The organism is Bradyrhizobium sp. UFLA01-814, from assembly GCF_046718885.1.
Lineage (GTDB): Bacteria > Pseudomonadota > Alphaproteobacteria > Rhizobiales > Xanthobacteraceae > Bradyrhizobium > Bradyrhizobium elkanii.
In genome coordinates, this window is record NZ_JAQOSR010000018.1 from 41,806 (window position 1) to 67,628 (window position 25,823).

The window sequence follows — 25,823 nt, forward strand, 5'->3', positions numbered from 1 at the left end:
ATGACCAATAGCCGCACTTGTGTTCCGCGAGCACGGCTCGATACAATCCCCGTCCCAACGAACAAAAATGGACGGGGACGGATATGCTGAAGGACAGGCTTTCGCCGGCCGACGAGGTTGCGCGCGACAGGGAGATGCAGGAGACGCTCGCGGCCTGCCCGCGCATCCTCGACCTCATTGCCCGCGGCCCGCAAGGCGCGCCGGACGCCGAAGCCGCGATCTATCTGCGCTCGCCGCTCGATCCCAACCCGGTCGTGATCTCGAACGATCATTTGATGGGCTGCATCAAGGCCGCTGAAGCCTATTTCCGTAAGCAGGGCATCGGCAAGGACGATGCGGTGGCCGTCCTGCTCCCGGCGTGCCCCGCGACCGTCGTCGCGATCTTCGGCGCTGCCGCCTGCGGTGTCGCCGAGCCGCTCAACCTGCTGTTCACGCGCGAGGCTATCGTCGCCCAGCTCAATGCGATCAACGCAAAGCTGTTGCTGGCGCCGCCGCCGGGCATGCCGGGCGGGCTCTATGAGAGGGTCGAGGGCCTGCAGCGCGAGGTGCCGTCCCTGAAGCGCATCGTGATCGTGCCGCTCGACGGCAGCATCGCCTTCGACGGCGAGGTGCTGCGGCCTGATCCCGCCTGGCGCGACGACTACGGCAAGTCCAAGGACATGAGCGAGGCCGACCGCGTCGCCGTGATGCTGCCGACCGGCGGCACCACCGGCCACCCCAAGGTGGCGCGGCTCACCAATCGCGCGATGGTCGCCTCCACGGTATCCTCGCGGATGGCGCTCGATTTCCATCGCGGCGAGCGCGCGATGATCACGATGCCGCTGTTCCATGTCGGCGGCCTGTTCTGCACCACGGCCAATTCCCTGGCGGCCGGCACGACGATGGTCATCCCCGGCCCCGCCGGCGCGCGCGATCCGGCGCTGGTCCGGCACTTCTGGCAGATCATCGAGACGTACCGCATCAACATCGCCGGCAACGTGCCGACGATACTCGGCGCCCTCGCCGATATCCCGGTCGCGGACAGCGATATCTCGACCCTGCGTGTCACGGCCACCGGCGCCTCGATCTGTCCGCCGGAGATCGAGCGGCGTTATCTTGCGACCTGGGGCGGCCCCTGCATCCAGCAGCTCTACGGCATGACCGAACTCGCCGGTGCCATCACTCACGATGTGCACGGCGTGAAGCCGCGCGCCGAGAGCGTCGGCACCCGCAATCCGCTGGTCGAGCTTGCGATCCTCGACGGCGGCAAGCTCCACACCGGGCCGTGGCCCTCGCCGGTCGGCGAACTGCTGACCAGGGGCCCGCAGGTGTTCGCCGGCTATGTCGACAAGAAGCAGACCGAGGAGGCGTTCCGCGACGGCTGGCTGCGCACCGGCGACATCTGCCGGATCGATGCCGACGGCTTCGTCTACATCATGGGCCGCGCCAAGGACGTCATCATCCGCGGCGGCCACAACATCGATCCGCGCGCGATCGAGGACGCCGCGCTGGCCTTCCCTGGCGTGGCGCTTGCCGCGGCCGTCGGACGTCCCGACACCTACGCCGGCGAAGTGCCGATGCTGTTCGTCTCGGCGCAGCCCGGCACCCATATCGATCCGAACGCGCTTGCCGCCTTCGTGCAGGACAACATCCTGGAGCCGCCGGCGCGCCCGCGCGTGGTGTCGGTGATTCCGGAGATGCCGGTGACTCCGGTCGGCAAGATCTTCAAGCCGAAGCTGCGCGAGATCGCCGCCGGCGAGGCCGCGCGCGAACTGCTGGCGCTGGAAGGATTGTCCGGCGTGGTCAGTGTCGACGCGATCACCGATCCGTCCCGCGGGCTGTACCTGAGTGTGAGCGCGCCTCCGGACAAGGCAGAGACGGCTGAGCGACTTCTCAAGAAGTTCCCGGTCAAGGTCGAATTACGGTCCTAACACCCTCATTATTCAAGACAATCTGACTACAATACCGCGCCGGAACTGGCCTCCGGCGCGGCTGGACGCGGCTGCCCGCATTTTGCGGTCCATGGCTTGACGGACCGCCACATTCCTAAATAGACTCTAAATAGATACTTTTCAGTACGGGCGTTCAGGGTTAAGCGTTTCACCATGGCTACGGAAAAGGCCGAAACCGACCGCGTCCCGGTCACGCTGGCGCTCTCGACCATCGGATATCTCGAGAAGTTGGTGAGACAGGGCACCCACGGCACGAGCGTCCCGGGCGTCGCACGGACATTGATCGAGGAAGGCATTCGGCTCGCCATCAAGGACGGGTTGCTTGCAATCCGCGACAACGGCCGCACGCCCTGAGAGCATGATCCGGAAAAGTGGAAACCGGTTTTCCGAAAAGATCATGCTCAAGAACTAAGGGCGCGTGTGCCGGCGCGGCGGTTCAACACAGAACGTGGAACCGTCAGATGATTGCCATCCAAGAGACCTGGACGCCGGAGCGCGTCGACCAACTCAAGATCTACTTTGAAGCCGGCCTCTCCTGCCGCGACATCGCCGTCAACATCGGCGTCAGCCGCAATGCGGTGATCGGCAAGCTGTCGCGGCTGAACCTCACGCGCACGACGCCGGACGAACGTCGGGCGCGGCGCAAGAAATCCGCCGCCCACGCCGCACAACGGGCGACCGCCAAGCAGCAGCTCCGGTTGCTTCAGGCGGTCTACGAGCAGCCCTGCGACGATGCACCTATCGTCAGCGCCAACAATTGCTCGCTGTTCGAGCTGAGCGAGCAGCGCTGCCGCTGGCCGATCAGCACCCCGGGCGCCGATGATTTCTGCTTCTGCGGCAACACACCGCTCGGCGGCATGCCCTATTGCTCGGGGCATTACCGCCTCGCTTATCAGGCGGGCTCGCGCCAGCGCGCGATGCGCGGGTAGTTGGATCGCAAGACGGAAGCGCTTATCCCGTCATCCCCGCGCAAAGGCTTTGCCTTTGCGCGGGGGTGACGGGTCTTCTGCAATCAGCCGACCTTCCAGCCGGTTGCCGCTACGATGCCTTGATAGAACTCCGGCGTGTAGGCCTGTTCCGGAGTCTTGCGCACGCGCTCGTCGAGCAGATGCGCATCGTCACCGACCAGAATGCGCCAGCGCTCGGCCTTGACGCCGTCGAGGATGATCTTGGCGGCGGCCGCCGCCGAGGTCGGGGCTTCGTCATGGAAGATGCGGGCGCGATCGAGCGCGAGCTGCTGGATGTCGGCATCCGACATCTTGGCGACGTCGATCCCCTGCCCTTGCAGACGCTGACGGGCCTGCTTGAGCTCGTCGGCATTGAGTTGGTCGGAGCCGTTCTGCACCTTGCGCGAGTTCGACACGATCGAGGTGCCGATGTGACCGGGCATCACGACCGAGCACTTCACATGCGGCGCATTGAGGCGGAGATCGTTGATCATCGCCTCGGTGAATCCCTTCACGGCAAATTTCGCCGCGCTGTAGGCGGTGTGCGACACGCCCATGCCGACCGAGGCCCAGAAGCCGTTGACGCTCGAGGTGTTGACGATGTGCGCCTCGTCGGCCTTCACCAACAGCGGCAGGAAGGTGCGGACGCCGAGATAGACGCCGCCCCAACAGATGTTGAAGGTGCGCTCCCACTGCTCGCGCGTGTTGCTGAACAGGCTGCCGCCGCCACCGATGCCGGCATTGTTGATCAGCAGGTGGATCTTGTCGGTCGCCTGCTGCTCGATCAGCTCATCGCGAAAGCGCTTGTAGTGATCCTCGATCGAGACGTCGGCAATGTGGGTCGTGATGCGCAGGCCCTGCGGCAGCTTCTCGACCTCGCAGAGCCGCTTGGTCTCCGCCATCGCCTCGGCCGAGACGTCGCACATCGCGACATTGCAGCCCTCGGCAACGAGCTGCCGTGCCAGCTCGCGCCCCATGCCCGTGCCGCCACCGGTGATGACGGCGATCTTTCCTGCAAAATCCTTCATGTGAGATCCGTTCCTTCCCTTATTTTTCTTGCCCTGTTCTTCTTTGTTTCGGCCGGAGCGCGGATCGCAGTCCCAACCGCTTGGCTGCGGCACCTTACATCACCGAATTGTCGCCCAGCAACGGCGCCTCCTCACGCGCAAGTGAGCCGCTTGCAGCAAATTGAAGCAGCGGCCACGTAACGAAATCATTCCGCGTTGCGAACAATCCGACATCGACAATCGGAGACGATGATCGTGCACATCCTGAACAGATTGGTCGCGACAACGCTGATGGCGATCGCGGCCGGAATTTCGACCGCGGCCGCTGCCGCCGAGGTAACTCCAGCGAAGCAGAACGATAGCACCTGCGCAGATGGACCACGTTGATCGCAGAGCGCGGCGCGCGGCGTGACACAGCGCGCGATCGTCATAGGCGGAGCTCTGACAATGTTGGGATCAGGTCGCCCGAATTCGATACTTGTTCGCGAGGCGCGTGAGCCTCACGCGATGATCGCGCGCATATTGGCCGCAGGCCAAGCCGCGTCATGATGCGGCCCGCGCTATTCGGCGGTCTCGATGCGCACGGATGCGCGCCGCCGCAGGACGCCGGCACCTGCGCTCAGGGCCAGCTTGAACAGGCCGCGCCACGAGAAATCGATGATCACCTCATGGTGCCGCAATCCCTTGCCGCCCTTCACCAGCCCGAGATCCCGGATCAGGCAATAGTGGCCGCTGCTCATGCGCGCCAGACGACTGTTCTTGAAGCGTCCCATGAATGGCGAGAATGCACTGCGGATCGATTCCGTCAAATCTTGACGGCATCGAATCGGCAAGACGACGGCAACCCGATCGCCAGCCGCAGCTTGCGCGGGCCGCGCACACCACCATCGTCGCCGCCGGCTGAGCCCTTGAATCAAAAACCTCCGGCAGGGCATTGCCGGAGGTTTGGGAGGCTTAGCAGCTAGCTAAGAGCCATCATTCAATGTGTTGGCCGTGGCGTATATAGTTTAGTAGATCAGGTAAGTAAATAAGTTTGCGGCTAATGAATCGCATGGCTCGTCTTCGTCGTTCGCGTGGACCGAAATGACGCAGCTCAGCTCTTCTCGGAATCTTCCGCAAACAAAAACCCCGGCAGTTGCCTGCCGGGGTTCTGTTGGATCGTGATCAGATCAACCGGTATTACCAGTTGCGCTGAGCGCGGAAGAGCATCTGGACAGTGTCCTGATCCTTCAGCTCGTAGGTCGCGGTCGGCTTGCCGATAGCAGTCGACGACGTGGTGATGATGCCGGCATACTTCTGATCGAGGTGCGAGTAAGTCACGTCGGCCGAGAAGGTCAGGTTCTTGACCGGGGTCCAACGGGTGATCACGCCGATCTGCGCGATGTTGTAGTCGGGGTTGCAGGCGGTCACGCCAGCGCCGCCAGCGAATGCGGCACGGAACGAACCACCGACGCCAGCAACGCCGCAGATGAGCGACTTAGCCGCGTCGTTGTACGAAACAGCGGCGAACGCACCGTACAAGCTGGTGTTCCAGTAGGGATCCCAGTTGTGGGTGTACGCACCGCGCATACCCCAGGTCTTGATGGACTGCTGCTGACCGCCGGGGCCGAACACCGTGTCGGGTGCCGTACCGAAGCCAACGCTGCCATAGACGCCCGGCAGGCTCGAACCGCCGAAGATGGCGATCGAGCTGGCCTGGCTGGCCAGTTCCTGGATGTTGTAACGGGTCGCACCGTCGGTGTAGACGCCCTGGATGTTGATGGTGTCGCCGGGTCCGGTCGGGATGTTCTTGATCGACAGGGCCAACGCACCAGCCCAACCCCACTTGTCGTCGGGATGACCGGTCAACTCGGTGCCGCCGTAGTAGGCAGCGTGGTTGTCATGCGCGGCGACCGACGCCTGGAAGATACCCCAAGCCTGGTCGACCTTGAGCGAAGCGACGAAGTCCGGAGCGATCGTGCCGGCGTAGTCGCTGGTGCCGTAAGCACCACCGGCGCCGATGTTGTTCACGCCAGCCTGCGAGTAGGCCACCTGATCCTGCGCCGACAAAGCGAGCGACACGCCGTTGCCGAACTGCGCGGTGTAGGTGAACTGGTTCACGCCGTTGGTGGTGTTCACGCCACCGACGAGGGCGTCGTAGTTGTTGCCCGGATAACCGTTCCAGGGGGCAGCGAACTGCGAGACCGCCTTACCCATCGTGAAGCCGGCGAACTGGATGAAGGCATAGTAGACGCCGACCGTGCCGGCGGCCACGTTGCCCGCACCGGCGTTGTTCGGCGCAGAAGACGAGCCGATCGCCGAGTACACGGTCGAGCCGTTGCCCTGGCCGGCATAGGTGTCAGACGTCCAGGTGAACACCGCATCGAAATAAGTGCGGACCACGCCGTATTCGGTCGCGGTGCGCGTATCGATGTTGAAGTCTTCACGCGAACGCCAGGTGTAGCCGTTCGTGAAACGGTTGTTGGCACCGCTGGCGCCGTTGTAGTTCGCGCCGTACACGCTGTTGCCGTTCACCACGACGTCAGCACGCACATAGCCGCCCAGCTTGATGCAGGTGTCGGTGCCGGGGATGTAGTAGAAGCCCGGACCGTAAAGCGAGCAAACCTTCACGTACTCGACCGCTTTGGCCTTGACGGGAAGATCGGCCGCCTGTGCCCCGCCGACCGCGACCAGCGCAGCCGTCGAGCCCAGGATAAGGCTCTTCAAATTCATATTAAACCTCCAAGTTGCTCATATGCGGAGAGTCCGAGGCCGCGAGCGCCCCGTGATCCTCCCGCATTGTCCAAGACCGTTTTCCCCAAACCCCGCACCCCCAGATCAATCTGTGGTGTGCGACGGACTTGAACGATCACCGCAACGGGACGATCGAGATTCCCCTACCGCCGGGTTCAATATGCATTGGCGTGTTCGCCAATCAAAATAGTTTATAAAGTCAGGAATGCGAATGCGGCCACACTGTGTCTCGCCGGCAACGCTGCCTGTAAGCCCTTTGCTTACCTGGGAAAACTTGTCACACCGCAAATAGTCCAACCGTCACACGGCCATCATAATTACTTTACGTTCACTTGCGTTCGTTGGCGGCTTGCGGGAAAAAACGTACTGCAGCGCAGAAAACAAGAAATAAATCAGCACAAAGCTGAGTCGGCGCCCGAGGGAAGAGGAAGCTGTGTCAGTGACAAGGAAGGATACGACGCGCCAGCGCGCCATCGAACATCTCGACATCATCAAGCGATTCACGCTCGAGATTTCCGCCATCAACTCGCATCTGGAGCGCGTCCGTCAGTTCTGGGGCAAGTCGCTTGGCGTCAGCGGTCCGCAATGGATGATTCTCATCGCGATCTCGGATCTCGACAAGGATGACGGCGTGCCGATCAACGTGGTGTCGAAGCTGCTGCACGTCGATCCGTCGTTCGTGACCACGCAGTCCAAGCTGCTCGAGCAGAAGGAGCTGCTGCGGCGCGCGCCCTCCCCGGCCGATGCGCGCGTGGTCCGCCTGTCGCTGACCGACAAGACCAAAAAGCACCTCGCGGGCCTCGCCGAACAGCACAAGGCGTTCAAGAAAACCGTGTTCGAGGAGTTCAGCGAGCCGGAGCTGGCCGAGTTCACGGCCAAGCTTTCGATGCTCACCAACCGCCTGGAAAAGGCCTGCCTGATTGTTGCGATGGAGGCCGAGGCCTGAAGTCGCGGCCACATCGGCCGGAAGGAACGCCGCCGAACGTTCCGAAAAATGGTCGGAGCGAGAGGATTTGAACCTCCGACCCCTAGTCTCCCAGACTAGTGCGCTAACCGGGCTGCGCCACGCTCCGATGCCGTTCCATTAGCTGCGATCCTGCGTTCGCGCAAGGCAAAGCAGGCCCCCGACGATTGCAATCCGGGCCCGGTTCCCTTGGCAGGCGTCCTTGCCTCAGCCGTCCTTCATCGCCGCGTCGATCATCTGCCGGCAGGCGACCAGCTCCTGCAGCACGCGTTCGAGCCGCTCCCGATCGACTGACGGAACGGAGGGACGAACCGGCGGCGCGGCGGGCGCCTTGCCCGGCTGGGCGTGCGCCTTGTAGGTCGACAGGATCGGATCCTCGTCGGGATCGACGAATCGGTAGTCGATCCCCTTCTCGTCGCCGTCGCCCTCCTCGCCGTCGAAATCGAGGCCGTCGCTGCTCTCGAGGTCGTCGGGCTCGGCCATGCTGTTGCCGACGGCTTCCTCGACCGCGCCGAACGAGACCGCCGCGGTCTGGTCGGCGATGCCCTGCACCGACTTGATGCCGTGCTCCTTCAGGATCCGCTGCACGCCGCGGATGGTGTAGCCCTCGCCGTACAGCAGCCGGCGGATCCCCTTGAGCAGGTCGACGTCGTCGGGGCGATAATAGCGGCGTCCGCCGCTGCGCTTCATCGGCTTGATCTGCGCGAAGCGCGTTTCCCAGAATCTCAGCACATGCTGGGGAATATCGAGTTCATCAGCGACCTCGCTGATGGTACGGAACGCATCCGGCGCCTTGTCCAAATGCCCGCTCCTTTGAGCTCAATGCCTGGAGCCTTTCCGTTCCGATTGAATCGGAACGGGGCTCCGGATTCTAGTTTTGCCGCGTCTTCTTCACGCGAACCGGGTATCCACTTCGCTTGAAAACGCTCTAGTCGGCCTTGCTGCCGTCGCCATTGGTGACGACATGGCCATTGATCCGCTGCTTCAGGATCGCCGACGGCTTGAACACCATCACCCGCCGCGGCGAGATCGGCACCTCGGTGCCGGTCTTGGGATTACGCCCGATACGCTGGCCCTTCTTGCGCACCATGAAGGAGCCGAATGAGGACAGCTTCACCGTCTCGCCCTTTTCCAGGCAATCGGTGATCTCCTTCAGCACCAACTCGACAAATGCCGACGATTCCGTGCGCGACAAACCCACCTTTTGGTAGACCGCCTCACACAAATCGACGCGCGTAACTGTTTTTCCGGTTCCCGTGGTCATCGCCTGCCCCGCACTCTCGGCGAACAATTTCTTGACTGAAATTAAAAGCTTAGCGCGCAATGGTCAACAGCGACAAGCATCCGGGTGCAGAAAGATACCAGCAACCTGTCGATACTCTTTGGCGATGCGCTACCAGCGCACGAGCGCCGAGCCCCAGGTGAAGCCGCCGCCCATCGCCTCGAACAGCACCAGATCGCCCTTCTTGACGCGCCCGTCCTTCACGGCGACCGACAGCGCGAGCGGGATCGAGGCCGCCGACGTATTGCCGTGCTTGTCGACCGTCAGGACCACCTTCTGCGGCGCAATATGAAGCTTGTGCGCCGACGCATCGATGATTCGCTTGTTGGCCTGGTGCGGGATGAACCAGGTGATGTCCTCGGCGGTGAAGCCGGTGGCGTTGAAGGCGTCGACGATCACGTCGGTGATCATGCCGACGGCATGCTTGAACACCTCGCGGCCCTCCATCCGGAGATGCCCGACCGTCCGGGTCGAGCCGGGCCCGCCATCGACGAACAGCTTGGCCTTGTGGCGGCCGTCGGAGCGCAGATGCGTCGTCAACACGCCGCGGTCGCTGGTGGTGCCGGAATGCTGCTGCGCCTCCAGGACGACCGCGCCGGCGCCGTCGCCGAACAGCACGCAGGTGCCGCGGTCGTTCCAGTCGAGGATGCGCGAGAAGGTTTCGGCACCGATCACCAGCGCCCGCTTGTGGGTGCCGGCGCGCAGGAAATTATCGGCGGTGGCCAGCGCGAAGACGAAGCCGGAACAGACCGCCTGCAGGTCGAACGCGACGCCATGGTTGATGCCGAGCCCGTGCTGGACGGCGACCGCGGTGGCGGGAAAGGTGTTGTCGGGCGTCGAGGTCGCGAGCACGATCAGGTCGATCGACTGCGCATCGACTTGCGCATGGGCGAGCGCGGCCTGCGCCGCCTTGATCGCCAGATGCGAGGTGAATTCGTCGTCGGCCGCGATGTGGCGCTCGCTGATGCCGGTGCGCTGCACGATCCAGTCATCCGACGTGTCGATCCGGCTGGCCAGTTCGGCATTGGTCAAAACCCGCTCCGGCAAATATGAGCCGCAGCCGAGCACTACCGAACGTATAGCAGTCACGAGACAGCCTCCTGCGCGGTCTGCGCCTGCACCAAGGCGCTGCCGTCGCGATTAAGCATCTGATTGATCTTGGTGAGGAGATCGAAGTGGGCCATCTCATAGCCAACATCCACCGCATAGGCAAAGCCTTCCGCGTTGGTGCCGCCATGGCTCTTGACCACCACGCCCTTCAGGCCGAGCAGCAGGCCGCCATTCGACTTGTTGGGATCGAGCTTGTCGCGCAGCTTCTGGAACGCGCCGCGGGCCAGCAAATAGCCGATCCGCGCCAGCCAGCTCGATGACATGGCCTCGCGCAGCAGCGTGAACATCTGGCGCGCGGTTCCCTCGGCGGCCTTGAGCGCGATGTTGCCGCTGAAACCTTCCGACACGATGACGTCGGCGAGGCCCTTGCCGATCGCGTCGCCCTCGACGAAGCCGATATAGTTGAACTGGGTCGAGTTCATCGCGCGCAACATCTCGGCCGCCTCGCGGATTTCCCCATGCCCCTTGATCTCCTCGGATCCGATATTGAGCAGGCCGACGGTCGGCCGTTCGAGGTTGAACAGCACGCTCGCCATGGCGCTGCCCATCACCGCCAGCGTCGCCAGATGGCGGGCGTCGCCGCCGATCGTGGCGCCGAGGTCCAGCACGACAGAGTCGCCGCGCAGCGTCGGCCACACCGCCGCAAGCGCCGGGCGGTCGACACCGGGCAGCGTCCGCAGATTGAGGCTGCCCATCGCCATCAGCGCGCCGCTGTTGCCGGCGGAGACCGCGACGTCGGCCTCGCCATGCTTCACGGCGTCGATCGCGAGCCACATCGAGGACGCTCTGCGGGTCCGCCGCAGTGCCTGGCTCGGCTTCTCATCGTTCTTCACGGCGACGTCGGTATGGATCACTTTCGATACCGCCTTCAGCGCTGGATGCTTGGCAAGCTCCGGCTCGATCTGGGCCCGGTCCCCGACCAACAGGAATTCGCTGTCGGGATGACGGCTTAACGAGATTGCGGCGCCGGGAATGACGACGGAAGCGCCGACATCGCCCCCCATGGCGTCAAGCGCTATTCGAACCTTTTGAGGCATGAACGTCCCGGAAGCCTGCTTTCCCGCAGCCTTCAGACGAAGACCGCGAGCTTGAAGTCACCGCCGTCAACGGCGCGCGGCGAAACACCAACTCGCGTCCCGGCCGGGCCGCGACAATAGCGTGTCCTCGATCCGACACAACCTCTTGACCGCAAATGAGGCAGCTGCCGAACCGTCACGCAACACATCAGAACATACCAGAAATACATTGTATTTCAATGTATTGTGACGCTTATTTGAAGTAACTGGGAACACCGCTCGCGCAAGCTTGCAGGCAAGCCATCCCCGCAAATGTGGCGCCGGCTGCCCTCAATTCCCCTTGGGCTTCTTGCCGTCCGGCTTTTCCTTCAGCGCCTTCAGCGCCGCGAAAGGATGATTTTCCGGGTCAGGCACTTCAACCTTCTGTTCAAAGACCGCATCCACCTTGCGCGGATACGGGTCTATGCCGAGAAACAGCGCATCGGTGGCGAGCCGGCCGATGTCGATGAAGCCGCCGACGATCGGCTCCGGCGGGTCCGGCGTTTCCTCATCGCTGTCATCGGCGTCGTCGACCAGGTCGGCCATTTGCGGAATCTGCTCGGGCGGCGCGAACACCACATCGATCGGCTCATCGATCTCGTTCTCGATCGGATCGAGCGTCACCACGCAGGTCTGCCCGATCCTGGCCTTAACTCTGCCGGTGACGTGGTAGCTGCCGTCGCGCTTGGGCTGCAGGTCGAACTCTGCATGCGCGGAGACGACTTCCCGCAACTCGGCAAGTTCGGCCATCGCCTTGCGCGCCGCCTCGTCGGCCGCGATCTCGCGATGCAGGCCGGTCTCCGGGATCTGCGCGACATTAACGAGAACCCGCCAGGGGTCGCGGTCGCGCCGTGCATCGGGCTGCCCTGTGGTGCCGCCGCTCATGCCGCGGTCCCCGCAGCCTGTGGTACCGGAAAGCGCCACGCGCCCTTGGCCAACGCCGCGAGATCGGCGCGCGCCAGCTCTTCGATCGCCTCCCCGGCGTAGGCGGCGAGCTCGCGGGCCTTGTCGATGTTCTGACCGTTGAGGATGTTCTTGCAGAACGACTCGGCCAAGGCTGCCTCGCTGTCGGTCAGCGCCAGATCATAGGCCGCGGTGCGGCCATAGAAGGCTTCACCGAAGGCCTGCATGCGCTTGGGCACCGTGAGGTCGCCGACGCCCATTTCGCGCAGATTGTCGTCCATATCGATGCAGAAATGATCGAACAGCGCCTGGGACAGCGCTACGCCACCCTCGACGGATTTGAGGCGCCGCAGCACCAGCCACAGATGCATCAGAAGCAGGTCAAAACGGCCGTTAACCGTGTCCGGAACGCCCAAGTCACGGTAAAACAACGGTTCTCGCGCCTGCGTCACGATCATGCCATAGATGGTCTCAATGGTGCTGCGCGCGGGCACCCGGGGTCTTCTGAAGTGATTGAACGGCCAAAGCATGACGGGTTCCGGCTGCCGGTCCCCAAAGGGTCGCCTGTTGAGAGGTCGCCCATTGGAGCTCGGCATGATTGCAATCCATTGAGCTGCCCGGTACGTCAATGCCTCGGCCGATGCAAGGGGACGGATCAGTTCCGCCGATGAACCACACTCTTTCACGACAGTCTCGCGCCGCTTCCGCGCGCGGGTTCTTTTCGCGTCTCCGCGCCGTCGCGGCGATCGGCCTCGTCTGCGCCGCACTCGGGGGCTGCGCCGGCGAACAATTCCAGAAGGGCTACATCCTGCCGGAAGGGGCGCTCGAGCAGATCCCGATCGGCGCGAGCCAGGACCAGGTGCTCATCGTCCTCGGCACGCCCTCGACGGTCGCAACGCTGGACGGCGAGGTGTTTTATTACATCTCGCAGCGGACCTCTCGCCCGGTCGCCTTCATGAATCAGCGGGTGATCGACCAGCGCGTGATCGCGGTCTATTTTGACAAGAACCGGCAAGTGCGCCGGCTCGCCAATTACGGCCTGAAGGACGGCAAGATCTTCGACTTCGTCAGCCGGTCCACGCCGACGTCGGGCCAGGAAATGTCCTACCTGACACCGCTCTTCAAGCTGCTGAGCTTCAACTAGAGCGTTTTCGAGCGAAGTGGACTCCGGTTCGCGTGAGAAAACGCGTCAAACCGGAGTCCAGAGCATAAGCCGCTGCGCCAAGTTGTCGCTTGCCCGAGGGGCAAGCGGTCCCCTAGTTTGCGCGCAAACAAGAGCCTGAGCAGGGGGTAAACGCATGAGAGCCAAGAGATTTTCCCGTCGTACGGTATTGTCGGGCACAGCCGCGATGACGGCCGCGTCGATCCTGCCGCGCACGAGCCTCGGCGCCGGCGACTGGCGGCCGACCGAGACCGTCCGCATCATCGTGCCGGCGGCGGCGGGCGGCTCGACCGACGTGATGGGGCGGCTGCTCGCGGCGCATTTGCAGCCGCTCTGGGGCCAGTCGGTGGTGGTGGAGAATCGCTCCGGCGCCGGCGGCACCATCGGCACATCCGAGGTCGCGCGCGCCAAGGGCGACGGCCACACCATCCTGATCGGCAATCCCGGCCCCAACGCGATCGCCTACAGCATCTTCCGCAACCTGACCTACAAGGCCGACCAGTTGCAGCCGGTCTCCAACATGATCCGGATCCCGAACATCGTGTCGGCGCATCCGTCGACCGGCCTCAAATCGATCCCCGAATTGATCGCCTTCCTGAAGCAGAACCCGGACAAGCTCACTTACGGATCGTCCGGCACCGGACAGAGCCCTCACCTCACCGGCGCCTGGTTCCTGCAACTCACCGGGCTGAAGATGACGCATGTGCCGTTCCGCGGCGCCGGTCCCGCATTGCAGGCGGGGCTCGCCGGCGACATCCAGATCCTGTTCGACAATCTCTATCCGTCGCTGCCGCAGGTGCAGGACGGCAAGCTCAACGGCCTCTGTGTCACCACGCCGGAGCGCAGCGATTCCGCACCGAACCTGCCGACGATGCGCGAGGGCGCGCCGGAACTGGCAAAGTTCGACGTCTCGTCCTGGTTCGGCGTGTTCCTGCCGAAGACCGCGCCTGCCCCGGTGCTCGACGAGCTGAACCGCCAGGTCAAGGCGATGCTGGAGCGCGACGACGTCAAGAAGAACATCGCCGGCATGGGCGCGCGCGCCGACTACGGCACGCCCCAGCAATTCTCCGGTTTCGTCGATGCCGAGACGAAGAAGTTTGCCGCGATCATCGAGAAGGAAGGCTTGCAGATGGAGGTCAAGTAGCAACCGCCGCCACGATCGTTCGTAAGCATATTGCGCCTCCTACGACGACTTGTTGATCTTCTTGACCTTGGCGTCGGTTGCTTCAATCGACATCGCCAGTTCCAGGATCGCCTTCGAGAGCAGCTCGATGGCCTCCGTCTGATCCTGTGACTTGGAAGCGCGGAGCGCGTAGTTCCGTGCGGATGAGAGCGACATCGATTGATCTCCGTGTTGTTCGCGTCTGGTTCTCGGCGGATATCGTTGGCGGAAAGTCGAACAGTTCGGCAAGCACGCCGAACCAAGCCCATGCAGAAATAGAAATCCCGCGGCTCGCACCGCGGGATTTTGCGCTTCAGTCGTGCCGCGCCGCTCAGTGCGCCAGGATCGCCAGCAGCAGCAGCGCCACGATGTTGGTGATCTTGATCATCGGGTTCACCGCCGGGCCCGCCGTGTCCTTGTAGGGATCGCCGACGGTATCGCCGGTCACCGCGGACTTGTGGGCGTCAGAGCCCTTGCCGCCGTAGTGGCCGTCCTCGATGTACTTCTTGGCGTTGTCCCATGCACCGCCGCCCGAGGTCATCGAGATCGCGACGAACAGACCGGTGACGATGACGCCGAGCAGCATGGCGCCGACCGCGGAGAAGGCCGCCGACTTGCCGGCTGCGCCACCGCCAGCGATCGCGTAGATCAGGAAGTAGACCACGATCGGCGACAGCACCGGCAGCAGCGACGGGATGATCATCTCCTTGATCGCCGCCCGGGTCAGCAGGTCGACCGCCTTGCCGTAGTCGGGCTTGTCGGTGCCCTGCATGATGCCGGGCTTCTCGCGGAACTGACGGCGCACTTCCTCGACGATCGCACCGGCGGCGCGACCGACCGCGGTCATGCCCATCGCACCGAACAGATACGGCAGCAGGCCGCCGAACAGCAGGCCGACCACGACGTAAGGATTGTTCAGGGAGAAGTCCGGGTTGACGCCCTTGAAGTAGGCATGGGCGTTGGCGTCGCTGATGAAGAATTTGAGGTCCTGGTTATAGGCCGCAAACAGCACCAGCGCACCGAGACCGGCGGAGCCGATCGCGTAGCCCTTGGTCACCGCCTTGGTGGTATTGCCGACCGCGTCGAGCGCGTCGGTCGACTTGCGCACTTCCTTGGGCAGCCCCGCCATCTCGGCAATGCCGCCGGCGTTGTCGGTGACCGGCCCGAACGCGTCGAGCGCGACGATCATGCCGGCCAGCGCCAGCATGGTGGCGGTCGCGATCGCGATGCCGAACAGGCCGGCCAGGCTGTAGGTGACCAGGATGCCGGCGATGATCACGATCGCGGGCAGCGCGGTCGCTTCCATCGAGACCGCGAGACCCTGGATCACGTTGGTGCCGTGACCGGTGACCGAGGCCGAGGCGATCGACTTCACCGGGCGGTAGTCGGTGCCGGTGTAGTATTCGGTGATCCAGATGATCAGGCCGGTGACGACGAGACCGACCACGCCGCACCAGAACAGCGCCATGCCGGTATAGTCGACGCCGTCGAGCTTGCCGAAGCCGACCAGCCAATTGATCACGAGCGCGACGCCGACCAGCGACAGGATGCCGGTGGCGATCAGGCCCTTGTAGAGGGCGCCCATGATGGACTGGCTCGCACCGAGCTTGACGAAAAAGGTGCCGATGATCGAGGTGATGATGCAGATACCGCCGATCGCGAGCGGCAGCGTCATCATGTTCACCAGGATCGGCGTCTTGGCGAAGAAGATCGCCGCGAGCACCATGGTGGCGACCGCGGTCACCGCATAGGTCTCGAACAGGTCCGCCGCCATGCCGGCGCAGTCGCCGACGTTGTCGCCGACGTTGTCGGCGATGGTGGCCGGGTTACGCGGATCGTCCTCGGGGATGCCGGCCTCGACCTTGCCGACGAGGTCGCCGCCGACGTCCGCACCCTTGGTGAAGATGCCGCCGCCGAGACGGGCGAAGATCGAGATCAGCGAGGCGCCGAAGCCGAGCGCCACCATGGCGTCGACCACGGTGCGGCTGCCCGCTTCCAGACCCATGAACTTGACCAGCACCATGAAGTAGATGGTGACGCCGAGCAGCGCGAGACCGGCAACCAGCATGCCGGTGATCGCGCCCGCCTTGAAGGCGAGCTCGAGGCCGCCGGCGAGCGAGGTGGTTGCCGCCTGCGCGGTGCGGACGTTGGCGCGCACCGAGACGTTCATGCCGATGAAGCCGGCAGCCCCCGACAAGATGGCGCCGACCGCAAAGCCGATCGCCACGAGCAGGCCCAGGAAGTAGGCGAGCACCACGAAGATCACGATACCGACCATGCCGATCGTAGTGTACTGCCGCCGCAGATAGGCCTGTGCGCCCTCGCGCACCGCGGCCGCGATTTCCTGCATGCGGGCATTGCCCGCATCCGCGTTCAAGACCGACTGCGTCGCCCAGATCGCGTAGACGATGGAAAGCGCCCCGCAGAGCACAATCAACCATAAAGCTGTCATGTTGCCTCAGATCCTTGATGTAACCCCCGCGCCTTCTTGTGCCGCTAGGGGGCGGCAGGCGCTTATTTTGCGAGGACAATCCTCCCCAAAAACGGATTGCCTCAAATCGGGCGCGACCTTGCCAAAATCGTTACCGCTGCGCAACGCCACCTGTGGCCGAAAACGCCGATATCGGCAGCTATTTAGAAGGAAAATCGGCGCCATCAGGCGCGGGAAGTCTCGCGCTCGTTGCGTTCCGTCGCGTTTTCCTAACGCGAACCGGTGCCCACTTCGCTCGGAAACGCTCTAGAAATGGCTGTAGGACAGCCGCTTCAACTTCAGTTCCCGGCCCTGCCCGTCAAGGAAGCTTGGTGGCGACAAGCCTGCGATCAGGCCGCCGATTGCGGTTACCGCGACCTTGGCCTGCCGTGCGTCGCGCAGAAACGCGTCGACATGATCGCTCGGGATCGCGCACAAGAGCTCGTAATCATCACCGCCGGCCACCAAGGTCTCGATACCGATCGCCTTGCGCACGAGCAGCCCAGCGGCTGCAGACGACAACGGGACACTCGGCACATTGATCACGGCCGCCACACCACTGGCTGCGCAAAGCTTCGCCAGATCGCCGGCAAGACCGTCGGACACATCCATCGCGGCGCTGGCGTGGGTGCGGACGGCCTTGGCCAACGCGTTGCGCGGCTGCGGAACGCGGTAACGGGCGGCAAGAAAATCCCGCCCGACGACATCGTCCGCCAGGGCCGCGGCGACCGGGCCACCCCGGAGCACATCGAGGCCGAGCGCGGCGTCTCCGATTGTGCCGGTGACGAACACGCGGTCGCCCGCCTGTGCCCCCGCGCGATGCACCATCGTGCCCTGCGGCACCCGGCCAAACGCGGTGATCGAGATCATCAGCGGCCCTGGTGTCGAGACCGTATCGCCGCCAAGCAGCGGGCAGCCGAAATGCGCGGCGTCCTCGCCGAGCGCCCGGGCAAACGGCTTCAGCCAGGCCTCCTCGGCGCCGCGCAGCGCCAGCGTCAGCACGAAGCCTGCCGGCACCGCGCCCTTGGCGGCGATGTCGGAGAGGTTCACCCGCAGCGCCTTGCGCGCCAGCGTATCGGGCGGATCATCGAGAAGGAAGTGCACGCCCTCGACGATGGCGTCCGTGGTGACCACGATGTCCTCGCCATCAGCCCTCAGCGCGGCGGCGTCATCGTCGAGCCCGAACGCACCCGGATCGGTCGCGAGCGGCTTGAAATAGCGCGCGATCAGGGAGTCTTCGCCGGATATCGGTTTGTCGCTCTGCGTCACGATAGCAGCCCCGTCATCCTGAGGTGCGAGCGGAGCGAGCCTCGAAGAATGCACGGCCCCAGCCGGGCCGCCGCCCTTCGAGACGGCCGCTGCGCGGCCTCCTCAGGGTGACGGTCAAGCGATCATATGTCTCCACTCAGCTCCGCACAAACTCGTCGCCGCGGAACTGGCGCGCGATCTGGTCGAGCACGGCGTTGACCATGCCGGTTTCGTCCTTTTCGACGAACGCGTGCGCGACGTCGACATATTCGGAGACCACCACCCGGCCCGGCACGTCCTTGCGATGCTCCAGCTCGTAGGACCCTGCCCGCAGCACCGCGCGCAAGATGGCGTCGATCCGCTTCAACGGCCAGCCCTTCGACAGCGCCTCGTCAATCAGCGGATCGAGCTTGGCCTGGTCGCGCACCACGCCAGAGACCACGTCGCGGAAAAACGCGGCTTCCGCCGGCAGGTATTTCTCGCCCTCGACCTCGTTGCCGAGCCAGTGGCTCTCGAACTCGGCGAAGATGTCGTTGATGCCGGCGCCGCCAATGTCCATCTGGTAGAGCGCCTGCACCGCCGCGAGCCGCGCCGCGCCGCGCCGGTTGGCTTTTCTGTCGGGAGCTTTCGCGGGCTTCTTGTTGTCAGCCATGGTCAGGCCTTTGCCAAGCGGCGTTTGATCCGCAGCATCGCCAGCGCCGCGCGCGCCGCGTCGCCGCCCTTGTTGAGTTCGCTGGCACGCGCCCGCGCCCAGGCCTGCGCCTCGGTGTTGACGGTGAGGATGCCGTTGCCGAGCGGGAATTTCCGGCTGACGGCCAAATCCATCAATCCGCGCGAGGACTCCTGCGAGACGATTTCGAAATGGATAGTGTCGCCGCGCACCACGCAGCCGAGCGCGATCGCCGCGTCATAAGGCTTGCCGTTCGTTTCAGCCGCATCGATCGCGATCGCGATCGCCGCCGGAATCTCCAGCGCGCCCGGCACCGTGATCACGTCATGGCTGGCGCCTGCGGCCTTGATTTCGGCAAGCGCGCCTTCCAGCAACGCATCCTGGATGTCGTCATAAAACCGCGCCTCGACGATCAGCACGCGTGCGCCGGTAATGTCGGTCTGGTCCTTCAGGGGTGCGCGCCGCGCGTCAGCCATTGCAATACCAATCGGAACTTGGGGAGGAGTTGTGCAGCGTTTTAGGCGCAGCAGGGGCTAAAGCCAAGGGCAATACTGGCCCGGATGTCACCGCGATCAGCCCGATTTTTCAGGCCGGGTTCGCCTGCAATGCATAGGCCCCGGGACTGGAAATCGCCCCGAAGCGAATAGGCAGATAAGGATGCCTGCCTCGGCCGCAATGCGCGGGCCGAAGCTATTTCATCTCCGACAGCCGCGCCGCGTAGCGGGCCATCAGATCGACCTCGATATTGACCTCGCTGCCGGCCTTCCAGCCGCCCAGGGTCGTGACAGCAAGCGTGTGGGGGATGATCAGCACCGAAAATGTCGCGTCGTCGACCGTATTCACGGTCAGCGACACGCCGTCCAGCGTGATCGAACCCTTCGCCGCGATGAAACGCGCCAGTTCGCGGCTGGTTCGCAGCTCGAAGCGCGCCATGTCGGGCAGGTCCTCGCGCTTGACGATGGTGGCGATGCCGTCGGCATGCCCGGCCACGATGTGACCGCCGAGTTCGTCGCCGATCTTGAGCGCGCGCTCGAGATTGAGCCGGCCGCCCTGCGCCCAGTGCTTGGCGGTGGTCATGCCGAGCGTCTCGGCCGCCGCATCGACATCGAACCAGGTCTTGCCATCGGCGGTGCCGGAGGCGACGACGGTGAGGCAGACGCCGTTGCAGGCGATCGAGGCGCCGTCGGCGATCGTGGTCTGGTCGTAGTCGCAGGCAATCCGCATCCGATGCAGTTGCCCCTGCGCTACCTGCTTCAGGCTGGTGATCTCACCGATATCGGTGACAATTCCGGTAAACACAACAAAACCCCTTACTCTTCGTCATGCCCGGGCTTGTCCCGGGCATCCACGTCTTGGCCGCACGCTAGAAGGAAGTCGTGGATGGCCGGGACAAGCCCGGCCATGACAGCCTACGAACGATCATAGATCGTCAAAACATCTTCACCGAGGGTTTCGCTAGCACGAAGCCGGAAGGCGGGCGACTGCGTGATTGCGTCGAGCGGCATTGCGTCCAGCGCGGGAACGCCGTCGGCACCGATCGCATCAGGTCCGCGCAACAGCCAGATTTCATCGACCAAGCCCGCTGCCACGAAAGAATTTGCCACGCGCGATCCGCCCTCGACCAGCAGCCGCGATATCCCCTTCTCCGCCAGCGCATGCAGAACGGCCGGCAGATCGAGCCCTTCAGGCGCACTGACGGCGACGCGGATCACCTGCGCGCCGGCGGCGCCGAGCTTCACCGCGGCAGGCGCCTCCGCCATGTCGGAGGTCAGCACCCAGAGCGGCGTCTCGCGCGCCGAATGAACCAGGCGGCTGTCGCCTGAAATGCGCAGCGCGCGGTCCAGCACCAGGCGCACCGGCGAGCGCGCCGCCATCCCCGGCAATCGGCAGGTCAAGAGCGGATCGTCGGCCTTGACCGTGCCGATGCCAACCAGGATCGCGTCGCTCTGCGCGCGCAGCAGATGCACCCGGGTCCGCGCGGCCTCGCCTGATATCGCGACCGGCTTGTGGCCGCTGGCAGCGATCTTGTCGTCGGCGGACACCGCGAGCTTGAGGATCACATGCGGGCGCTTGTCGCGGATGCGGCGGAAGTGTCCGGCATGGTCGCGCGCAGCTTCCGCCGCGCACAGCCCGACATCGACCGCGATGCCGGCGGCGCGCAGCTTGGCGTGCCCCTGCCCCGCGACTTCCGGATTGGGATCCTCGATCGCCGAGACGACGCGGGCGAGCCCGGCCGCCACCACGGCATCCGCACAGGGCGGCGAGCGGCCGAAATGCGAACAGGGTTCGAGCGTCACGTAGAGCGTGGCGCCGCGGGCGGCGTCGCCGGCGCGCCGCAGTGCCTCGACCTCGGCATGCGGGCGGCCGCCTGCTTGCGTCCAGCCGCGGCCGACGATCACGCCGTCCTTGACGATGACGGCGCCGACCGCCGGATTGGGCCAGGTACGCCCGAGCCCGCGCCGGCCAAGCGCCAGCGCCAGCTGCATGAAGCGCAGATCGGCCGCCTTTACCGCTTCCTTGGCCTCTTTGGCCTTCTGCGCGAACTGGTCTTCCAGAATGCGGAAGATCATTTGCGTAGCGTCGCGAGCCGCGGGTCCTCTTCGCCGGTCAATTCGTCGAGCACGGCCTCGAAGTCCTTGGCCTCGCGGAAGTTGCGATAAACCGAGGCGAAGCGCACATAGGCGACGTCGTCGAGCTGGCGCAGATGCTCCATCACGATCTCGCCGATCGCCTCCGAGGAGACCTCGGCTTCGCCGCCGCTTTCGAGCTCGCGCACGATGGTCGACACCATCTTCTCCACCCGCTCGGATTCCACCGGGCGCTTGCGCAAGGAGATCTGCAGCGAGCGAACCAGCTTGTCGCGGTCGAACGGCACGCGGCGGCCGTTGCGCTTGATGACGGTCAGCTCGCGCAGCTGCACCCGCTCGAAGGTCGTGAAGCGGAAGTTGCAGGCCATGCAGACGCGACGCCTGCGAATGACCGCGGAGTCCTCGGTCGGACGCGAGTCCTTGACCTGCGTGTCGAGAGAATTGCAGCTCGGGCAGCGCATCCGACGGGACCTCTACACGAGCATGATCCGGAAAAGTGCGAAGCGGTTTTCCGAAGAGATCATGCTCAAAAAAACGAACGGGCCTTACTGATAGATCGGGAAGCGATCGGTCAGCGCCTTGACGCGCTCCTTGATCGCGGCCTCGACCAGCGGCGCCTTGCCGTCCGGCGACTGCGCCAGCGCGTTCAGCACTTCGGCGATCATGCCGCCGACCTGCTTGAACTCGGCGACGCCGAAGCCGCGCGTGGTCGCCGCCGGCGTGCCGAGGCGCAGGCCGGAGGTGACGAACGGCTTCTCGGGATCGAACGGGATGCCGTTCTTGTTGCAGGTGATGGCGGCGCGCACCAGCGCCTTCTCGGAGATGTTGCCCTTCAGCCCCTTCGGCCTGAGATCGACCAGCATCAGATGGTTGTCGGTGCCGCCGGAGACGATGTCGAGGCCGTGGCCGCGCAGCGTCTCCGCCAGCGCCTTGGCGTTCTCGACCACGTTCCTGGCGTAGACCTTGAAATCCGGCCGCAGCGCTTCGGCGAACGCCACCGCCTTGGCGGCGATGACGTGCATCAGCGGACCGCCCTGCAGGCCCGGGAAGATCGCCGAGTTCAGCTTCTTGGCCAGCGTCTCGTCATTGGTGAGGATCAGGCCGCCGCGCGGGCCGCGCAGCGACTTGTGCGTCGTCGTGGTGGTGACGTGGGCGTGCGGCACCGGCGAGGCATGCACGCCGCCGGCCACGAGGCCCGCGAAATGCGCCATGTCGACTAACAGATACGCGCCGACCGAGTCCGCGATCTCGCGGAAGCGCTTGAAGTCCCAGGCGCGCGAATAGGCCGAGCCGCCGGCGATGATCAGCTTCGGCTTGACCTGCTCGGCCTGTTTCTGCACCGCGTCCATGTCGATGATCTGGTCCTCGCGGCGCACGGTGTAGTGCGCGGCCTTGAACCACTTGCCGGACATGTTGACCGGCGAACCGTGGGTGAGATGGCCGCCGGCCGCGAGGTCGAGGCCCATGAAGGTGTCGCCGGGCTGCAGCAGCGCCAGAAACGCCGCCTGGTTCATCTGGCTGCCGGAGTTCGGCTGGACGTTGGCGAAGCCGGCGCCGAACAGCTTCTTGGCACGCTCGATCGCCAGCGTCTCGGCGACGTCGACCCACTCGCAACCGCCGTAGTAGCGCGCGCCCGGATAACCCTCCGCGTATTTGTTGGTCATCACCGAGCCCTGCGCCTCCAGCACGGCGCGGCTGACGATGTTTTCGGAGGCGATCAGCTCGATCTCATGACGCTGCCGGCCGAGCTCGCCCTTGATCGCGCCGGCGATCTCGGGATCGGCCTCGGCGAGGGTCGCCGTGAAGAAGGAATCGGGCGCGGAAGCGGTCTTGGTGGATGAGGTCATCGGCGAAATATCTCCACCGCCGCAAGCCTTTAGGCAGGATGCGGACGGTCACGAGTGGCGGTCGAAGCTGGTTTCAGAGCGTTATCACATCGTCCTAAAATGGCCAAGCGGTTGCGGTCCCTGCCGGTCAATTATGCCAGATATGGTGGGGATGGCGGGGATTGCCAGCCGGCCGGCTGGCGGCCCCGCCACCCGGTTCCAGCCGCCCGGCCAGCACAGTTGAGGCGGCCGCCGAATGGAACGTGACGCCCCCTTCCCGACGTGCGGGGCTAACGGACAAGACGACCGGCACCTCGAGGTTTGCAAGCGCTGCTCGCGCAACCACGCGACATCGGACTCGCTTGATCGCGACGCGCGCGATCGCGATGCATTGACTCACGAGACGGCGAGACGATTTTTGAATCGTTCGATTTTTGAATCGTTCAACACTGGATCGATTCAAAGCTCTCACGCGATGCGTGCAATTGCGCGTCATGCGTCGTTGTCTCCCGGTCACACAGCGAAGCTTTGCGCGCAACTTCGACAGCTTCTAACCGCGCGCAGGCTGCTCGCGAGAATCACCGTGATAACGACTCGCTCAAGATTTTTTTACGGAGCGTGGAATAAATGTCGTGCAGGTGGATTCGGCCGCAGCGGTTTGCCGCTTCGGTTGTCGCGGTGCTTTCGGTTGTCGGTGCGGACGATGTCTTCGCCCAGACGCAATTGCCGTCCGTGACAGTCGAAGCGCCGCAGCGGCAAGCGGCGCGATCGCAGCAGCCCTCGCAACGAACCGCACGCCCGCGCAGCGCCTCCCGCCGCGCGACGGCCGCCCCGACGGGCGCGCAGCCGCAGGTCGCTCAGCAGCCCGCGGGCGCCGGCGGCGGGCACGAACGCGCCAATGGCCCGGTCACCGGCTATCTGGCGCGGCTGAGCGCCAGCGGCACCAAGACCAGCACGCCGATCATCCAGACGCCGCAATCGGTGTCGGTCATCAGCGCCGAGCAGATCCGCGACCAGAAGATCGTCAGCAAGTTCGACGAGGTGCTGCGCTACACGCCGGGCGTCATCGGCGGCACCTATGGCGCCGACTTCCGCAACGACTGGTTCATGATCCGCGGCTTTCCCGCGCAGAACGAGTCGCTGTTCCTCGACGGCCTGCAGCTGTTCTACACCTCCTATGCGAGCTGGAAGCTGCAGCCCTTCAATCTCGAGCGCGTCGAGGTGCTGCGCGGTCCGTCCGGCATCCTGTATGGCGGCTCGGCGCCGGGCGGCCTCGTCAACGCCGTGAGCAAGCTGCCGCAGGCCGAGCCCATTCGCTACATCGAGACCGGCGTCAACAATTTCGGCAACGCCTATACCCAGTTCGACATCGGCGGCACGACGGCGCAGCCCGGCAATGGCCAGGTGCAGTACCGCCTGGTCGGCCAGGCCCAGGGCGGCGGCACCCAGACCGACTATGTCTACGACAACAACTTCTTCTTTGCCCCGTCGGTGACCTGGCGGCCCGATGCGGACACCAGCCTCACCGTGTTCGGCATGGCCTCGCACAGCAACACCCGCGCACTGAACTTCCTGCCCTATGTCGGCACCGTCACCAACGCGCCGTTCGGCCGGATTCCGACCAGCCTGTTCGTCGGCGATCCCAGCGCCGACCAGTTCCGCCGCGACCAGCAGATGGTCGGCTACCAGTTCCAGAAGAGCGTGACTGACAGCGTCGATTTCCGCCAGAACGCGCGCATGGCGCATGTCGACGTCTATTATGCCGGCCTCTACGGGCTCGGCTATGCGACGACGCCGGCCGCCGCCGACATCACGCGCGGCAATTTCTACACCCGCGGCATCGCCACCCAGCTCAACCTCGACAATCAGCTCGAATACCGCTTCACCACCGGCGCGCTGCAGCACACCGCGCTGGTCGGCGTCGATCTGAAATATTACGGCATCGACGACCGCCAGGGTTTTGGCATGGGCACGAATCTCAATGTGCTCAATCCGGTCTATGGCACCAACCTGCCGTACAGCGGCCCGCTCTATCAGAACGGCTATCTCGCCCAGGGCATGGCCGGGCTCTATCTGCAGGATCAGGTCAAGCTCGACCGCCTGACGGTGGTGCTGTCCGGACGCCAGGACTGGGTCGATCTCACCAACAACAACCGGATCGGCGCGTCCCAGGGCCGCGACGACAGCAAGTTCTCCGGCCGTGTCGGCGCGATCTACAATTTCGACAGCGGCGTTGCGCCCTACGTCTCCTACATGACGGGCTACAACCCGGTGATCGGCACCACCGCGGCCGGCCAATTGCTGCTGCCGGAAACCTCCGAGCAGACCGAGGTCGGCGTCAAGTACGAGCCGGTCGGGCTCAACGCACGGTTCGGCGTGGCGTATTTCGACCTCAAGCGCAAGAACGCGCTGACAACAGATCCGAACAACCCGCTGTTCCAGACCCAAAACGGCGAAGTCACCTCGCGCGGCGTCGAGCTCGAGGCGGTCGCCAACATCACGCGCGATTTCAAGCTGGTGGCGAGCTACACCAATTACGAGCTGTTCGTCAGCAAGGACCTCAATCCCGCGCTGATCGGCACCGTGCCGACCAACGCGCCGCGGCAGCTCGCATCAGTCTGGACCGACTACACCTTTCGCGACGGCCCGCTCACGGGCTTCGGCTTCGGCGGCGGCGTGCGCTATGTCGGCTCGTCCTTTGCCGACACCGCGAACACTGCACGCGTCCCGGGCGTCGTGCTGGGCGACCTCGCCTTGCATTACGA

General features: G+C 64.5%; 25 protein-coding genes and 1 tRNA gene. 7 read left to right on the forward strand and 19 right to left on the reverse strand.

Annotation, left to right across the window (positions count from 1 at the left end; all coding sequences use genetic code 11):
* The first annotated feature begins 83 nt into the window (after positions 1 to 83).
* From PMN64_RS08320 to PMN64_RS08330, 3 genes are all read left to right on the forward strand, one after another.
* Positions 84 to 1,910 (forward strand): AMP-binding protein, encoded by a 1,827-nt coding sequence (locus tag PMN64_RS08320; protein WP_411780357.1) that lies wholly within the window; start codon positions 84 to 86, stop codon positions 1,908 to 1,910.
* Between the two features lie 174 nt (positions 1,911 to 2,084).
* Entirely contained in the window at positions 2,085 to 2,285 is a 201-nt protein-coding gene (locus PMN64_RS08325) for a hypothetical protein (protein ID WP_016844973.1), read from the forward strand.
* 107 nt (positions 2,286 to 2,392) lie between these two features.
* Positions 2,393 to 2,860 (forward strand): GcrA family cell cycle regulator, encoded by a 468-nt coding sequence (locus PMN64_RS08330; RefSeq protein WP_411780358.1) that lies wholly within the window; start codon positions 2,393 to 2,395, stop codon positions 2,858 to 2,860.
* Positions 2,861 to 2,943: 83 nt separating this feature from the next.
* Here PMN64_RS08330 and PMN64_RS08335 read toward each other — a convergent pair whose 3' ends face one another.
* From PMN64_RS08335 to PMN64_RS08345, 3 genes are all read right to left on the reverse strand, one after another.
* The gene (locus PMN64_RS08335; protein WP_411780359.1) at positions 2,944 to 3,906 is read right to left on the reverse strand and encodes an SDR family oxidoreductase; all 963 of its coding nucleotides are present in this window, start codon (positions 3,904 to 3,906) and stop codon (positions 2,944 to 2,946) included.
* A gap of 539 nt (positions 3,907 to 4,445) precedes the next feature.
* The gene (locus PMN64_RS08340) at positions 4,446 to 4,625 is read right to left on the reverse strand and encodes a hypothetical protein (RefSeq protein WP_304500318.1); all 180 of its coding nucleotides are present in this window, start codon (positions 4,623 to 4,625) and stop codon (positions 4,446 to 4,448) included.
* A gap of 439 nt (positions 4,626 to 5,064) precedes the next feature.
* On the reverse strand, positions 5,065 to 6,597 hold the full coding sequence (locus tag PMN64_RS08345; protein WP_411780360.1) for a porin: 1,533 nt from the start codon (positions 6,595 to 6,597) through the stop codon (positions 5,065 to 5,067).
* Between the two features lie 454 nt (positions 6,598 to 7,051).
* On the opposite strand from PMN64_RS08345, the gene PMN64_RS08350 reads away from it, so the two are divergent.
* Positions 7,052 to 7,564 carry a MarR family winged helix-turn-helix transcriptional regulator gene (locus PMN64_RS08350; protein WP_304495607.1) on the forward strand — a complete coding sequence of 171 codons (513 nt, stop codon included), beginning with the start codon at positions 7,052 to 7,054 and terminating at the stop codon, positions 7,562 to 7,564.
* 49 nt (positions 7,565 to 7,613) lie between these two features.
* On the opposite strand, the gene PMN64_RS08355 is transcribed toward PMN64_RS08350, so the two are convergent.
* From PMN64_RS08355 to PMN64_RS08385, 7 genes are all read right to left on the reverse strand, one after another.
* Positions 7,614 to 7,691, reverse strand: a tRNA-Pro gene (locus PMN64_RS08355).
* A gap of 98 nt (positions 7,692 to 7,789) precedes the next feature.
* A complete protein-coding gene (locus PMN64_RS08360) occupies positions 7,790 to 8,383 on the reverse strand; it encodes a MerR family transcriptional regulator (protein WP_018271909.1) in 594 nt (197 codons plus the stop codon).
* Positions 8,384 to 8,510: 127 nt separating this feature from the next.
* The gene (locus PMN64_RS08365) at positions 8,511 to 8,846 is read right to left on the reverse strand and encodes an integration host factor subunit alpha (RefSeq protein ID WP_035631661.1); all 336 of its coding nucleotides are present in this window, start codon (positions 8,844 to 8,846) and stop codon (positions 8,511 to 8,513) included.
* A gap of 129 nt (positions 8,847 to 8,975) precedes the next feature.
* Positions 8,976 to 9,953, reverse strand: a complete 978-nt coding sequence (locus tag PMN64_RS08370) for a beta-ketoacyl-ACP synthase III (protein WP_028340939.1) — start codon at positions 9,951 to 9,953, stop codon at positions 8,976 to 8,978.
* On the reverse strand, positions 9,950 to 11,011 hold the full coding sequence (plsX, locus tag PMN64_RS08375) for a phosphate acyltransferase PlsX (protein WP_137477763.1): 1,062 nt from the start codon (positions 11,009 to 11,011) through the stop codon (positions 9,950 to 9,952). The genes PMN64_RS08370 and plsX overlap by 4 nt, the downstream gene beginning before the upstream one ends.
* Positions 11,012 to 11,320: 309 nt before the next feature.
* On the reverse strand, positions 11,321 to 11,914 hold the full coding sequence (locus tag PMN64_RS08380; RefSeq protein WP_411780361.1) for a YceD family protein: 594 nt from the start codon (positions 11,912 to 11,914) through the stop codon (positions 11,321 to 11,323).
* Entirely contained in the window at positions 11,911 to 12,462 is a 552-nt protein-coding gene (locus PMN64_RS08385; RefSeq protein WP_411780362.1) for a ubiquinol-cytochrome C chaperone family protein, read from the reverse strand. Before PMN64_RS08385 ends, PMN64_RS08380 begins: the two co-directional genes overlap by 4 nt.
* Before the next feature lie 137 nt (positions 12,463 to 12,599).
* On the opposite strand from PMN64_RS08385, the gene PMN64_RS08390 reads away from it, so the two are divergent.
* Entirely contained in the window at positions 12,600 to 13,076 is a 477-nt protein-coding gene (locus PMN64_RS08390) for an outer membrane protein assembly factor BamE (protein WP_018271914.1), read from the forward strand.
* 154 nt (positions 13,077 to 13,230) lie between these two features.
* The gene (locus PMN64_RS08395) at positions 13,231 to 14,238 is read left to right on the forward strand and encodes a Bug family tripartite tricarboxylate transporter substrate binding protein (protein WP_411780363.1); all 1,008 of its coding nucleotides are present in this window, start codon (positions 13,231 to 13,233) and stop codon (positions 14,236 to 14,238) included.
* A 39-nt stretch (positions 14,239 to 14,277) separates the two neighbouring features.
* Here PMN64_RS08395 and PMN64_RS08400 read toward each other — a convergent pair whose 3' ends face one another.
* The 9 genes from PMN64_RS08400 to glyA all read right to left on the reverse strand — a co-directional run bounded on the left by PMN64_RS08400 (position 14,278) and on the right by glyA (position 23,079).
* A complete protein-coding gene (locus tag PMN64_RS08400) occupies positions 14,278 to 14,433 on the reverse strand; it encodes a hypothetical protein (protein WP_411780364.1) in 156 nt (51 codons plus the stop codon).
* A 154-nt stretch (positions 14,434 to 14,587) separates the two neighbouring features.
* Positions 14,588 to 16,708, reverse strand: coding sequence for a sodium-translocating pyrophosphatase (locus tag PMN64_RS08405; protein WP_028340944.1), 2,121 nt, complete (start codon positions 16,706 to 16,708; stop codon positions 14,588 to 14,590).
* Positions 16,709 to 16,993: 285 nt separating this feature from the next.
* A complete protein-coding gene (gene thiL / locus PMN64_RS08410; RefSeq protein WP_411780365.1) occupies positions 16,994 to 17,995 on the reverse strand; it encodes a thiamine-phosphate kinase in 1,002 nt (333 codons plus the stop codon).
* 136 nt (positions 17,996 to 18,131) lie between these two features.
* Positions 18,132 to 18,626, reverse strand: a complete 495-nt coding sequence (nusB, locus tag PMN64_RS08415) for a transcription antitermination factor NusB (protein WP_038385411.1) — start codon at positions 18,624 to 18,626, stop codon at positions 18,132 to 18,134.
* A gap of 2 nt (positions 18,627 to 18,628) precedes the next feature.
* Positions 18,629 to 19,120: a 6,7-dimethyl-8-ribityllumazine synthase gene (gene ribH, locus PMN64_RS08420; RefSeq protein ID WP_016844995.1), complete on the reverse strand. Its 492-nt coding sequence runs from the start codon at positions 19,118 to 19,120 to the stop codon at positions 18,629 to 18,631.
* Positions 19,121 to 19,334: 214 nt separating this feature from the next.
* Positions 19,335 to 19,943 carry a riboflavin synthase gene (locus PMN64_RS08425; protein ID WP_411780366.1) on the reverse strand — a complete coding sequence of 203 codons (609 nt, stop codon included), beginning with the start codon at positions 19,941 to 19,943 and terminating at the stop codon, positions 19,335 to 19,337.
* Between the two features lie 110 nt (positions 19,944 to 20,053).
* Positions 20,054 to 21,214, reverse strand: a complete 1,161-nt coding sequence (gene ribD / locus PMN64_RS08430) for a bifunctional diaminohydroxyphosphoribosylaminopyrimidine deaminase/5-amino-6-(5-phosphoribosylamino)uracil reductase RibD (RefSeq protein WP_411780367.1) — start codon at positions 21,212 to 21,214, stop codon at positions 20,054 to 20,056.
* Positions 21,211 to 21,693 (reverse strand): transcriptional regulator NrdR, encoded by a 483-nt coding sequence (gene nrdR, locus PMN64_RS08435; RefSeq protein WP_016844999.1) that lies wholly within the window; start codon positions 21,691 to 21,693, stop codon positions 21,211 to 21,213. Before nrdR ends, ribD begins: the two co-directional genes overlap by 4 nt.
* An 84-nt stretch (positions 21,694 to 21,777) precedes the next feature.
* On the reverse strand, positions 21,778 to 23,079 hold the full coding sequence (gene glyA / locus PMN64_RS08440) for a serine hydroxymethyltransferase (protein ID WP_411780368.1): 1,302 nt from the start codon (positions 23,077 to 23,079) through the stop codon (positions 21,778 to 21,780).
* Positions 23,080 to 23,685: 606 nt separating this feature from the next.
* Here glyA and PMN64_RS08445 point away from each other — a divergent pair.
* On the forward strand, positions 23,686 to 25,823 hold a 2,138-nt coding region (locus tag PMN64_RS08445; protein ID WP_411780369.1), incomplete at its 3' end, for a TonB-dependent siderophore receptor.